Genomic DNA, 13,978 nt, shown 5'->3' with positions numbered 1-13,978 from the left:
GCGGACTGTGGTCTGACGACAACGCCGCGGGGACTCGTGCCGGGACATCGTTGGAGGAAGGGCACAGGGCACTTCGCCTCCGGTTGTGGCAGACCTACCATGGGAGCATCCCTACTTCCCTCTGAGAGGAACGCTCATGGTCGACGCCGCCGTCCGTCCGAAGACGACCCGCCCTCACGCCGCCAGCACCGACGCCGAGCTGTCGATCGACATCGCCCGCGTCACCGATCTGCTCATGGGCACCTGGGCCGACACCCGCCGCGAGGCGCGCGAGATGATCAAGGACTCGGCGTTCTGGCGCAAGGACGAGCTCGGCAAGGACGAGCACCGCGAGCGCGTGCTCAGCCAGCTGCACCTCCTCGTCGACAACAAAGCCGTGCACCGCGCGTTCCCGAAGTCGCTGGGCGGCGAGGAGAACAACGGCGGCAACATCGCCGGGTTCGAGGAGCTCGTCGTCGCCGACCCCAGCCTGCAGATCAAGTCCGGAGTGCAGTGGGGACTGTTCGGGTCGGCCATCCTGCAGCTCGGCACGACCGAGCACCACGAGAAGTGGCTCCCCGGCGTGATGGACCTCTCGATCCCCGGCGCCTTCGCGATGACGGAGATCGGACACGGCTCCGACGTGGCGGCGGTCGGGACGACCGCGACGTACGACCCCGAGACCGAAGAGTTCGTCATCAACACCCCGTTCCGCGGCGCGACGAAGGAGTACCTCGGCAACGCGGCACTGCACGGGATCGCGGCGACCGTGTTCGCGCAGCTCATCACGAACGGCGTCAACCATGGTGTGCACTGCTTCTACGTGCCGCTGCGCGGAGAAGACGGCGTCGACCTTCCGGGAATCGGTCGCGAGGACGACGGACTCAAGGGCGGCCTGAACGGCATCGACAACGGTCGGCTCAGCTTCGACCACATCCGCGTGCCGCGCACGAACCTGCTCAACAAGTATGGAGACGTCGCCCCCGACGGCACCTACTCCAGCGCGATCGACAGCCCCGGCCGCCGGTTCTTCACCATGCTCGGCACTCTGGTGCAGGGTCGGGTCTCGCTCGACGGCGCTGCGTCCTGGGCATCCGCTCTGGGGCTGAAGATCGCCATCACCTATGCCACGCAGCGGCGCCAGTTCGACGGCGCCGACGGGCAGGAGGTCGTGCTGCTCGACTACGGCAAGCACCAGCGCCGCCTGCTGCCCCGACTCGCCACCACCTACGCGCAGATCTTCGCGCACGACGAGTTCCTGCAGAAGTTCGACGGAGTGTTCTCCGGCCGCACCGACACCCCCGACGACCGCGAGGACCTCGAGACCCTGGCCGCCGCGCTCAAGCCGCTGTCGACCTGGCATGCGCTCGACACCCTCCAGGAGGCGCGCGAGGCCTGCGGCGGCGCCGGCTTCATGTTCGAGAACCGCCTCGTCGGGCTCCGCGCCGACCTCGACATCTACGTCACCTTCGAGGGTGACAACAACGTGCTGCTGCAGCTGGTCGGCAAGCGCCTGCTCACCGACTACGGCAAGCAGTTCACGGGCAAGGATGCCGCGGCGCTGGCGAAGTTCGCGGTCGGGATGACGGCGGGCAAGGTGTTCCACGGAGCCGGGCTGCGGCAGTTCGGACAGTCGGTCGTCGACCTCGGCCAGGTGGCGCGTTCGGTCGAGAACGGGCTGCGCGAGGAGCAGCAGCACCAGCTGCTCGCCGAGCGTGTGCAGCAGATGGTCGCGGACATCGCCGGTCGTCTGCGTGCGGCGGGCAAGGACAAGGCGCTGGGGGCGCGGCTGTTCAACGAGAACCAGGCCGAACTGATCGAGGCCGCTCGCGCACACGGCGAGCTGCTGCAGTGGGAGGCGTTCACCGACGCCGTCCACCGCATCGACGACGCAGACACGAAGAAGGTGCTCACCTGGCTGCGCGACCTCTTCGGTCTGCAGCTGATCGAGAAGCACCTCGCCTGGCACCTGATCCACGGCCGACTGTCGACGCAGCGCGCGGCGGCGGTCTCGCGCTACATCGACCGCCTGTGCGCGCGGCTGCGTCCGCATGCCCTCGACCTCGTCGACGCGTTCGGCTACGAGCCGGAGCATGTGCGGGCGCCGATCGCCTCCGGTGCGGAGCGCGAGCGGCAGGACGAGGCCCGCGAGTACTACGCGGCGCTCGCGGCCTCCGGCGACGCCCCCGTGCAGGAGAAGGCGCTGAAGAAGAACGCGAAGCGCTGAGGGCGGCGCTGACGCAGCGCTGCTCGAGCGACCGAGACCGGCTGGGATCCTGTGATCCCGGCCGGTCTCGTGCGTGGGGTGTCGAGGCGGGGAGTCAGGACCCGGGCTGAGGAGGGTACGGCGCAGGCGGGTACGGGGCTTGGGCTCCGGGGTACTGGTCTCCCGGGTGCTCCGCGGCCGGGTACGGCGCGGGCGGGTACTGGTCTCCCGGGTGCTGTGCGGGCGGGTACGGGTACGCAGCTGCGGCTCCCGGCGCGTGCGGGTCTTGGGTTCCGCTCAGGCGAGCCTGCGACCGCACCCGCACGAGCACGGCGGTGAAGGCGAGATAGCTGACTCCCGCTGCCGCTGCGGCGCCGTAGAGCAGCAGACCCGGGATCACGGTGTTCACGCCCCGAGGGAGCGTGAACAGCACACGGCTGGCCCACTCGGGTGCGACGAGCATCAGCAGGCCGCCCACGAGCAGGACCAGTGCAGGCAGGATGAGGGCGAACGGCGACCAGCGCGACACGAGGACGCCGGCGAACACGAGCAGGATGCCCGCGAGGACCGCCGCTGCGGCATCCGGTCGCGGGTCGAACTGGAAGCGCTGCACGGCGAACAGCATCCCCTCTGCGACGCCCCAGGCGAGCGCCCAGGCGCCGGCCGCGAGCAGTACAGGCGCCACGACGATCCCGATGATCCCGAGCGCGGTGCCTCGCGGGCGTGGATCGCGACGGACGAGGAAGAGGACCAGGCCCATCGCGCCGAGCGCCGTGAGGACGGCGAGCGGGATGCCGTAGACCAATCCGTCGCCCCATTCCTGGGGGACCACCCGGTAGAGCAGGGGAAGCGTCCCGGGGAGGATGGCGACGACCAGAGGGGCGAGCGCGAAGCATCCGACGACGATCAGACCGGCCGAGCTCCAGATCCCGGTGAGGACGACGAGGACCAGCAGCACCACGGCCAGCGATTGCAGCAGCAGCGGGCCGACCAGGCGGCCGATGTCGCCGTCGAATCCGAACTCGAAGAAGGTGCGGTTCATCGTCACCCCGCCCATCGACAGGAGGACGAGTGCGATGGGTGTGATCACGAGCGCGATCGCGGCGGTGAGCAGGCGGGCGGGCATGGATGAACGGCGCATGGGACTTCCCCTCCGGAGTCGTAGCCCCACCGTACCGACCCTGTGCAGCGGGGCACCAGGGTGGCGCGAGTAGTGTCGATCTGGCTCATCCGAATCGAGCCGCACCGAACCACCCGAGGGAGCCTGAGATGACCCGCGTCAACGCCTATGCCGCACCGAGCGAAGCCGCACCGCTCGAGAAGACCGTCATCGAACGTCGGGAGCTCGGCCCGCACGACGTGCTGATCGACATCGCCTTCGCCGGCATCTGCCACTCCGACATCCATACGGTCCGTGGGGATTGGGGCCCGCAGAGCTATCCGCTCGCGCCGGGACATGAGATCGCCGGCACCGTCGCCGCTGTCGGGTCCGAGGTCACGAAGCATGCCCTGGGCGACCGCGTCGGCGTCGGCTGCCTGGTGAACTCGTGCGGCGAATGCCGCAACTGCCTGCGCGGCGATGAGCAGTTCTGCTCGAACGGCGCGGTCTTCACCTACGGCAGCGCCGACCGCGACGGCACCATCACGCAGGGCGGATACTCCGAGCAGGTTGTCGTGACGGAATCGTTCGTCGTCCGCATCCCTGATGCACTGGGACTGGATGTCGCAGCACCGCTGCTGTGCGCCGGCATCACCACGTACTCGCCGCTTCGCCACTGGAATGTCGGCCCCGGCAGCAGAGTCGCCGTGGTCGGACTCGGCGGGCTCGGCCACATGGGAGTGCAGATCGCGCACGCCCTCGGCGCCGAGGTCACGGTGCTCTCGCAGACGCTGAACAAGAAGGACGATGGCCTGCGCCTCGGCGCCGACCACTACTTCGCGACGAGCGACCCCGAGACGTTCCGCTCGCTGCGCAGCTCGTTCGACGTCATCCTGAACACCGTCAGCGCGGTCGTCGACCTGCGCTCCTACCTCGGGCTGCTCGACGTGGGCGGTTCGATGGTCTGCGTCGGTGCTCCGGCGGAACCGCTCGAGGTGACCGTCGGGTCGCTCATCGGCGGACGGCGTTCGCTCGCCGGGTCGAACATCGGCGGCATCCGCGAGACCCAGGAGATGCTCGACTTCTGCGCCGAGCACGGCATCGCCGCGGAGATCGAGGTGATCAGCGCCGAGCAGATCAACGAGGCGTACGAGCGCGTGCTCGCATCCGATGTGCGGTACCGCTTCGTGATCGACGCCGCGACGTTCGCGGGCTGAGGCCGGCCGGTTCGCTGGCTTGCTGGATCGCTGGCTTGCTGGATTGGCTGGAGCGTCCCGCGCATGAGTGACGCCCGAGTCGCCGAGTTCCTCACCCGCCTGTCGGCACGTGACGCTGCGGCGGCCTGGTTGGCGCGCGAACTGATGCAGGCCGGATGGTCGGTGCACGACTTCTTCGGCCCGGTGCAGATGGACGTGTGGCAGCTCGTCCTCCGACGCGGGTCGTGCGGCGTGCGGTTCGGGATCGAGCGGGGGTACTCCGATGGAGTGGCCGTCGCGGATGAAGTGACGGGCGGCGATGCGGCGGCTGTCGCCGACCGCGCGGTCGCGTACCGTCCGATCACGGTGGCGATGTCAGAGACGAAGCCCGCGGTCGCCTCGGTCATGAGCGACCCGGCAGCTGCTCTGGAGTGGTTGATCCGCCGATCGGGGTGAGGGGTCTCGGCCTGCCCTGGACCGTTCTCTGTTCTTCTCCCTCCTTCTGTTCTGGTCGGGCTTCTCGTTCTCCGGCTCTCGGCTTTCGCTTGCGGTTCTCGGCTCTCGGTCTTCCGCTTTCGGCTCTCAGCTCTCGGCGTTCCGCTTTCAACTCTCGGCGTTCCGCTTTCAGCTCTCGGCGTTCCGCATTCAGCTCTCGGGCTTTCGGGCTCGGGCTTTCGGGCTCGGCTCTCGGCGTTCCGCTCTCAGTCTCGGGCTTTCGGGCTCCTCTCGTTCGGCCTCTTCTTGCTCTCCTCTCGGGCCATCTGCCGGTCCTTCCCGCAGCTTTTGCGTGCTATGCCGGGAGATTGGAATACGGGGTTTGATCTGGGGTTCTGGGGGTGGTTTCGGGGGTCGAATGTCGGTGGGGTGGGGTTGACTGGCGGGTATGAACAGCACCGTGCAGCGTTTGGATCAGGTCATCAGCGACCTGTCCGGTGTGCTGTGTGATGACGTGCTGGCGGGGTTGTCGGACGCGGATCGGGTCGAGGTGCTGCAGCGGGCGGGGGCGGCGTTTCGGCGGGCGGAAGCGGTGGTGGTGGAGACGCTCGCGACGGCGGATGCGGTGGGGTTCCCGCATGCGGTGGGGTGTCGGAACACGACCGAGTTGTTGCAGCGGACGGTGCGGGTCGAGGTGCGTTCGGCGACACGGGTGGGAACGACGGTGACGCGGGTGCGGCGGGAGTCGAGCCTGGTGTCGGGGGAGCGGCTCCCGGGCCGGTGGCCACATATGCGGGAGGCCCTGTTGGATGGGGTGGTGGGGGTGGCGGGGTTTCTGGCGGCGACGGGTCCGATCGAGAAGGTCTGGGACCGGTTGAGCACCGACCAGCGCCTCGCCGCGGACCTCGCCCTGGCTGGTGCTGCCCGCGGGCACAGTCTCGCCCCGGTCGATGACCCGGATGGTGATGACCTCGACGCGGACGGTTCGGGTGATGACGATGAGAGTGCCGAGGTCCCTGATGCGGATGCGGAGGCGGGCATCGATGAGGATGGTCCGGCGCCGACGACGGATGATCTGTCGAGTCTGGCGGAGGGTCTCGCGTCGATCTTCGATCCGGATGGGGAAGAGCCCAAAGATGAGGATGCGCGGCGTCGCCGCGGGGTGACGATCGGCCGGTTGAAGAACGGGTTGCACGCGATCCGCGGGTATCTCACCCCGGAGGTCGCAGCGCAGTTGCTGCTGATCATGGACGCGATCCTGAACCCCAAAGGCCCCGGAGCTCCGATGCCCGGGGTGTTCTTCACCCCCAGTGACACCAGCGACCCCAGCGACACCGGCGACACCGACGACATCGACACCGAGACCGAGACGGCGGACGCTGACGCCAGCGCTGGTGCCGCTGCCGACGATGCTGATCTTGATTCTGATGGCTCTGCCAACGATGGCAGCGCGGATGACGGGGACACGCCCGATCCCGAAGGGGAGGATCCGTTCAATTCGGATCCGCGGAACGTGTTCGATGACCGCACGACGGAACAGAAACGTCATGACGCTCTCGCCGCTGCGCTCGCGATCGCCGCCCGACACACGGACATGCCGACCCTCGGTGGGGCGGCACCGACCGTGGTCGTCACCGTCGACGCGACCGATCTTGCCACCGGGACCGGGTGGGCGACGATCACCCGCACCGGCGCGCACCTGCCCGTCTCGATCGCCGCGCACGCCGCGTGCGCGGGCGCGATCCAGCGGGTCCTGTTCGATGAGGGCCGCATCATCGGGATCACCAGCACCGACCGGGTCTTCACCGTCCACCAACGCCGTGCGATCATCGCCCGCGACAAGGAATGCCTCATCCCGGGCTGCCACGTTCCCGCATCGTGGTGTGAGATCCATCACGTCACCGAGCACGCCCGGGGCGGTCCCACCCATACCGACAACGGTGTCCCGTTGTGTTGGTGGCACCACCGCTCCCTGGACACCTCACCGTGGGAGATCCGCATGCACAACGGCCTCCCCCAAGTCAGAGGACCAGGATGGTGGGACCCCGCCCACCACTGGCGCACCCCACGACACAGCCTCCCACCAGGCAACACCCCAGCCGACTCAACGAGCCCACCGAGCAACACCCGACAACACGGCACACGTGTCGACTCGGCGAGCCCGCCCACGAGCTCGAGGATTCTGATCAGGCCACCGGCGATGTCGGCGCGCACGGATAGCGTGAGGTCATGACCTCTCTGATCGCAGGCCCCGACGACCGAGTGCGCTGCGCGTGGGTCGGCGACGACTCCGAGTACCGGCGATATCACGACGAGGAATGGGGGACGCCGCTGCGCGGCGACCGCGCGCTGTTCGAGAAGATGGCGCTCGAAGGCTTCCAGGCGGGCCTGTCGTGGATCACCATCCTCCGCAAGCGCCCCCACTTCCGCGAGGTCTTCGCCGGGTTCGACCCGGCGACGGTCGCCGAATTCGATGAAGCCGACGTCGAGCGGCTCATGCTCGACCCGGGAATCATCCGCAACCGCGCCAAGATCGAGGCAACGATCGGCAACGCGCGCATCGTCCGGGGGATGGCGGACGGCGAGCTCGATACCCTGATGTGGTCGTTCGCCCCCGATCGCCGAGACAGGCCCGCGTCATTCGCCGAGGTGCCAGCGGTCACGCCGGAATCCACCGCCATGAGCAAGGAACTCCGGCGCCTCGGATTCCGCTTCGTCGGACCCACCACGATGTACGCCCTCATGCAGTCGGCAGGCATGGTCGACGACCACGTCGAAGGGTGCTGGAGAGCCGCAGCAGACACCTGATCGGGGACCGCTGCACCGTGGGCAGTTCTCCCCATCGTGGCCGGTATTCCGGCCGGTTAGGATGTACGGGTGTGCCGTGCATCTTCTGTGCGACGGCCGAGAGTCTGTGAGTGGACGACCCTGGGGGGGAACCGGGCATGAAGGCGCTGTCATGGATGCGTGCGAGACCGAAGACACTGGCCTCGGCGGCAGGGGTGACGGTGGGAGTCGTCGCCCTCACCACCATGGCCTTCACGTATGACGGATTCCCCACCACCAAAGTCGATCTGAACGACGGCGGCGTCTGGATCACCAAGACCTCCAGCCTGCTCGTCGGCCACTTCAACCACGAGTCCACCGTGCTCGACGGCGGCCTGCGCACCACCGGCGAGAACTTCGACATCCTCCAGGACGAGACCAACATCCTCGTGACCGACTCGAGCGCGTCGACGGTCACCGCGATCGATCCGTCCCGCGTCTCCCTCGGCGACAGTGCGCGCATTCCCTCGACCGCCAAGGTCGCCCTCGGACATCAGACCGCCGCCATCCTCGACCAGAAGTCGGGCGACCTCTGGGTCCTCCCGGTGAAGGGCATCGCCGGCTTCAAGATCGAGGCGGCAGAGCCCGTCGCCGAGCTCGGGGCGAACGCCGACATCACCGTCGCAGAGGACGGAACCGTCTTCGGAGTCTCATCCGAGCGCGGCGAGGTCGTCACCGTGCCCGTCGACAACGAAGGCGAAGCCCTCGATCCGTCCAGCGCCTCCGTCGGTGACATCGACGACTCCGAGGCTCCCACCATCACCGCCGTCGGTCGCACCCCGGTCGTCCTCGACGCCGCAGCCGGCGTCGTGACCACCCCCGGCGGCTTCCGCACCGAGATCAAGGATGCGGCGGACGCCGTCCTGCAGCCCGCCTCCGCCACGACCGATGCCGTCGCGCTCGCGACGAACTCCGCGCTGGTGACCGTGCCGCTCGACGGCAGCGAAGCCGTCGTCACCGACGTGGGGGGCAACGGCGCTCCCGCAGCCCCCGTCTCGCTGCGCGGCTGCACCTACGCCGCCTGGGCGGGCTCCGCGGTGTTCCTGCGCGAATGCCCGGGCGAGGGCAACGACGTCAACGAGCGGATCGAAGGGGCCGAGGAGTCCAAGGGGCTCACCTTCCGCGTCAACCGCGACGTCATCATCCTCAACGACGCCGTCGGCGGCGCCGCCTGGATGGCGAACGAGAGCCTGCAGCGCGTCGACAACTGGAACGACCTCACCCCTCCGGAGGGCGAGACCGAGAACGAGGACGACTCGACCGAGGAGACGGTGGAGACGACCCTTCCGGACCGCAAGGAGGAGAACACTCCGCCGATCGCCGAGGACGACGACTTCGGCGTGCGCCCCGGCGCATCGACGCTGCTCCCCGTGCTCGACAACGACAACGATCCCGACGGAGACGTGCTCGTCGCCGCCCTCGCAGAGAAGCAGCCGTCCATCGGCACGGTGCAGCCCATCCAGAACGGCGGCTCCCTGCAGATCGCCGTCGACGAGAAGGCCACCGGTTCGACCACGTTCCAGTACGAGGCGAACGACGGGCGAAAGGGCAAGGACACCGCGACCGTCACGCTCAGCGTCCACGACTTCGACGTGCACAACGCCCCGGTTCCGAAGCGCAACACCGTGCTCACCGTCGAATCGGGCGGGACGATCTCGTACAACGTGCTCCCCGACTTCATCGACCCCGACGGCGACGACATCTACCTCAAGGGCGTCGAGCCCGCACCGGGCGACGAGGTCGACTTCAGCACCGACGGACAGATCACCTACAAGGCCACCGCGAGCATGCAGGGCCGCAAGGAGGTCGGGATCACGGTCGCCGATGGCTTCGGAGAGACCTACGTCGGCACCATCACGCTCGACGTGAGGCCCGCCGGATCCACGGATCCGAAGACCAACGCCGACCACGTCATCACCCGCGTCGGCGAGCAGGTCACGGTCGCGCCGCTCACGAACGACACCAGCTCCGGACGCGAATCGCTGCGTCTCGGCAACGTCGACGAGGTCCCCGGGGCGACCGTCTCGCCGGACTACACGAACAAGACGTTCACCTTCACGGCGGAAGCGCCTGCCACCTACTACGTGCAGTACCTCGCCACCGCAGGCCCGAAGAACGCGCAGGGACTCGTCCGCGTCGACGTCCAGGAAGCCAGCGAGACCGACCTGCCGCCGGTCGCCGTGCGAGACGTCGCGCTGCTGCCCAGCAGCGGCGACGTGCTCGTGGGAGTCCTCGCCAACGACATGGATCCCGCCGGCGGCATCCTCGTCGTCCAGTCGGTGAGCCTCGAACCCAACTCGGGCGTCTCGGTCTCGGTCATCAACCACGAGACGCTGCGCATCACCGACCAGGGTGCCCTCAAGGACCAGGTGCGCATCAAGTACCGCATCTCGAACGGATCGAAGTCCGCCGAGGGCGAGGTCGTCGTCATCCCGATTCCCGCGCCCGACAAGATCATGCCGCCGGTGGCGAACCCCGACACGGTGTACGTCCGCGCGAACGACGTCGTGTCGATCCCCGTGCTCGACAACGACACGCACCCCAACGACGACGTCCTGCACGTGGTGCCCGAACTCGTCGAGGCGCCGGAGCCCGAGGACGGCGAGGCGTTCGTCTCCCAGGACCTCGTCCGCTTCAAGGCCGGTCCCGAGGCGAAGACCGTCTACCTCACCTACGAGGCCGTCGACTCGCGCCAGCAGAAGGCTGCCGGGTACGTCACCATCCAGGTCATGCCGATCGACGAGAAGACCAACGCCGCACCGCGCCCGCAGGACATCGTCTCGCGAGCACTGGCCGGCACCGAGGTCAGCATCGCGGTGCCGCTCGACGGCATCGACTCGGACGGCGACTCCGTCGAACTCCTCGACATCGCCTCCAGCCCGAGCAAGGGGCGGATCGTCGAGACCGGCGCGAACTACTTCACGTACGAGGCGTTCGACGAGTCGGCAGGCGTCGACACGTTCAAGTACCGCGTGCGCGACCGCCTCGGAAAGGAGGGCATCGCCACGATCCGCGTCGGCATCGCCCCCGCCGAGGAGATCAACCAGCCGCCGTACGCGGTGAAGGATGCCGTCGTCGTGCGTCCCGGCCGCGAGATCGCCGTGCCGGTGCTCGCGAACGACTCCGATCCGGAGGGCGACAAGATCGTCCTCGTCAGCGAGAAGAACGACGGTCTCGAGGTCCCCGAGAACCTGACCGCGCGCGTGTCCGGAGACCGCGTGCTGGTGCAGGCGCCCAACGAGTCGCTCGAGACGTCGCTGCAGTACACGATCCGCGATGCCCGCGGAGCGACGTCGACCGCGACGCTGCAGGTCACGGTCGACGAGAACGTGCCGCTGCAGGCACCCGTCGCCCGCGACGACCGCGTGCGCCCCGAAGACCTCAAGGACGGCACCCTCACCGCCGACGTCCCGATCCTCAAGAACGACGAGGACCCGGACGGCACCACGGATGCGCTCGAGGTCACCCTGGGCGACGGCGCGACCGCCCTCGACAACGGCTCCGTGCGCGTGACCGTCGAGGAGGAGCAGCAGCTCATCCGCTACACGCTCACCGACCGCGACGGACTCGAGGCCTCCGCCTTCATCTTCGTCCCGGCGATCTCGGGCCTGCGTCCGATGGTCGACCTCACGAAGCCCGTCGAGGTGATCAGCGGCGAGACCAAGGTGCTCCCGCTGTCCGAGTACGTCACGGTCGCCGGCGGCGGCACCGCGCGGATCACCGAGCACGCGAAGGTGACCGCGGTGTACTCCGACGGCTCCGACCTCGTGCAGGATGCCGAGAACCTCGTCTACACGTCCAAAGCCGGCTACTTCGGTCAGGATGCGATCACGTTCGAGGTGACCGACGGCGACGGCCCCGACGACCCCGAGGGGCGCAAGGCGACGCTGACCATCCCGATCGACGTGCTGCCGCCGGACAACCAGCAGCCGGTCTTCGTCAACAGCCAGATGCAGGTCGCGCCCGGTGAGGATGCCGTGTCGCTCGACCTCGCCGCCCTGACGACCGACCCCGACCCCGAGGACGAGGGCAAGCACGAGTTCACTTTCGTCGACGGCGACGGTGACGGGGTGTCCGCCGAGGTCAAGGGCTCCGAACTGCTCGTCAAGGCGTCGTCCGACGCCAAGAAGGGCACCGCGATGACCCTGAACGTGCGGGTCACGGACGGCGAGACAGAACCGGTCGACGGCACCGTCACCGTGCTCATCTCGGCGTCGACCCGCGCGATGCCGACCGCCAACACCGACACGATCCCTGAGTCCGACCAGGGCAAATCCGTCACGGTGCCGGTGCTCGCCAACGACTACAACCCGTTCCCCGAGACGCCGCTCAAGATCGTGTCCCAGAACGTCGAGGCCGGCATGGGGACCGTGACCAAGAACGGCGACGAGCTGGTCGTCACCCCGGCGGCGACGTTCGTCGGAACCATGGTGGTGCGCTACCGCATCCAGGATGCGACCAAGGACGTCGACCGCGAGGTCAACGGCCAGGTCGTGGTGACCGTGCAGGGCGTCCCCGACGCACCGGGCGCTCCCGTGGTGACGAGCGTGCAGGACCGCACGGTCGTCCTCTCTTACTCCGCCCCGTCGAACAACGGTGCCGAGATCACGAAGTACACGGTGAAGTCGGTGAACGGCAACGCGTACTCCAAGGAGTGCCAGTCGACCACCTGCACGCTGGACGGTCTGACCAACAACGTCAAGTACACGTTCCAGGTGACGGCGACCAACCGCGTCGGCGAAGGCAAGCCCTCGGCCGCCTCCGGTGAAGCACGTCCTGACGCACGCCCGGACACCCCGAACCCGCCCACGCTGAAGTTCGGCGACAAGTCGCTCACGGTCAACTGGACCACGCCCACCACTCCGGGCTCGCCGGTGCAGAGCTACACCCTCGAGATCTCTCCCGCGCCGCCGTCCGGCGTCGCGCAGAAGGAGGTCACGGGCAACTCGATCGTCTGGGAGGGCCTCGAGAACGGCTCCAACTATCAGGTGCGCGTGCAGGCCCACAACCTCGCCCCCGAGCCGTCGAGTTGGAGCAACTGGTCGGCCTCGGAGATCCCCGCAGGACCTCCGATGGCGCCTGGTGCGCCCACGACGACCGAGCTCGCGCCGGTCGGAAACCAGGCCCAGATGCAGGTGAACTGGCAGCCCCCGAACTCCAACGGCGACGCGATCGCCAGCTACACGCTGGAGGTCTACGAGGGATCGTCCCTCGTGCGCACGATGACCCCCGGGGCCGGAGCCTCGTCGCAGGCCGTCACGGTGCCGACCTCCGAGACGCCGTACACGTATCGCATCCGAGCGCAGAACAAGGCGGGCTGGGGAGAATGGTCCGGCATGTCGGCTCCTCGGCGTGGAGTCGTCGCGCCCGGTGCGCCGACCAGCCTCGCCGCCGCGCCGCACGACCGTTACGTCGACGTCACCTACAACCCGGGCTCGCGCAACGGCGCCAGGGAAGGCGAGATCAGCTACCAGTACACGCTCAACGGCGGAGGCAGCTGGCAGACCCTGAGCGGCAACCGCATCGGCGGACTGACCAACGGCACGACCTACAACATCCGGGTCCGTGCGGTGGCGAGCGTCGACGGCGGCACCTACGCCGGAGCCGCGTCGAACCAGGCGACGGCGGTGCCCTACGGGCCGCCGTCCACACCCGAGGCGGGCGCGCAGAATCTCGGCACCCAGGTGAAGCTGACCTGGAACTCGAACGGGACCGGCAACGGCCGGGCGATCGAGACGACTCAGATCGATACCGGCAACGGCTGGGAGACCGTGCCAAAAAACGGCGAGCGCATCGTCGGCAACGGGTACCAGCAGACGCACAGCATCCGCGTGCGGGCGCAGGACTCCGCCGGGCAGTGGACGCCGGTGGCATCGGCATCCGCTCGCACCAGCGACCCGCCCGCCGAGGTGCTCAAGACCGGGAAGGGCGCGTCGGGCAGCTGGCCCGGCGAGTGCGACACTCCGACCTGCGCCTATGTGACGCTGAAGGTGGAGAACTTCCGGAGTCCCGGCACGTACACGCTGCGCTGCGACGACGGCGGCCGGTTCGGCAACTCGAGAAGGGCCGTGCCCGAGAACGGCACGGTGCAGCTGGGATGCTTCTACGGCAACCCGGGTCGATCCATCCGCGTCTACATCGTCGAGCTCAACCGCTACGCCGACGCACTCGTCTGGTATTAGAGCGACCGGCGACGGCGCGACCCGATGACCTTCACAGAACAGGGAAACCCACACT

Annotated in this window: 7 protein-coding genes; 6 read left to right on the top strand and 1 reads right to left on the bottom strand. The window is 68.4% G+C overall.

What is annotated here, in order from left to right; all coding sequences use genetic code 11:
* The first annotated feature begins 136 nt into the window (after positions 1 to 136).
* The gene (locus ACESK8_RS00475) at positions 137 to 2,206 is read left to right on the top strand and encodes an acyl-CoA dehydrogenase (RefSeq protein ID WP_372966820.1); all 2,070 of its coding nucleotides are present in this window, start codon (positions 137 to 139) and stop codon (positions 2,204 to 2,206) included.
* A 94-nt stretch (positions 2,207 to 2,300) separates the two neighbouring features.
* Here the strand turns inward: ACESK8_RS00475 and ACESK8_RS00470 are convergent, their stop codons facing one another.
* Complete coding sequence (locus ACESK8_RS00470) at positions 2,301 to 3,326, bottom strand: hypothetical protein (protein ID WP_372966819.1); 1,026 nt, start codon at positions 3,324 to 3,326, stop codon at positions 2,301 to 2,303.
* A 128-nt stretch (positions 3,327 to 3,454) separates the two neighbouring features.
* On the opposite strand from ACESK8_RS00470, the gene ACESK8_RS00465 reads away from it, so the two are divergent.
* The 5 genes from ACESK8_RS00465 (at position 3,455) to ACESK8_RS00445 (ending at position 13,923) form a co-directional block, all read left to right on the top strand.
* Positions 3,455 to 4,501 (top strand): NAD(P)-dependent alcohol dehydrogenase, encoded by a 1,047-nt coding sequence (locus tag ACESK8_RS00465; RefSeq protein WP_372966818.1) that lies wholly within the window; start codon positions 3,455 to 3,457, stop codon positions 4,499 to 4,501.
* Positions 4,502 to 4,564: 63 nt separating this feature from the next.
* Entirely contained in the window at positions 4,565 to 4,936 is a 372-nt protein-coding gene (locus ACESK8_RS00460) for a hypothetical protein (RefSeq protein WP_372966817.1), read from the top strand.
* Between the two features lie 427 nt (positions 4,937 to 5,363).
* Entirely contained in the window at positions 5,364 to 7,148 is a 1,785-nt protein-coding gene (locus tag ACESK8_RS00455) for a DUF222 domain-containing protein (RefSeq protein WP_372966816.1), read from the top strand.
* Positions 7,145 to 7,723, top strand: a complete 579-nt coding sequence (locus ACESK8_RS00450; RefSeq protein WP_372966815.1) for a DNA-3-methyladenine glycosylase I — start codon at positions 7,145 to 7,147, stop codon at positions 7,721 to 7,723. Before ACESK8_RS00455 ends, ACESK8_RS00450 begins: the two co-directional genes overlap by 4 nt.
* A gap of 137 nt (positions 7,724 to 7,860) precedes the next feature.
* Positions 7,861 to 13,923 carry an Ig-like domain-containing protein gene (locus tag ACESK8_RS00445; protein WP_372966814.1) on the top strand — a complete coding sequence of 2,021 codons (6,063 nt, stop codon included), beginning with the start codon at positions 7,861 to 7,863 and terminating at the stop codon, positions 13,921 to 13,923.
* The last annotated feature ends 55 nt before the right edge of the window (positions 13,924 to 13,978 follow it).

Origin of the sequence: Microbacterium sp. (assembly GCF_041641055.1) — a bacterium.
Classification (GTDB): Bacteria; Actinomycetota; Actinomycetes; order Actinomycetales; family Microbacteriaceae; genus Microbacterium.
The sequence above is the reverse complement of the archived record's forward strand: the minus strand, read 5'-3'. Positions and strand labels throughout refer to the sequence as shown.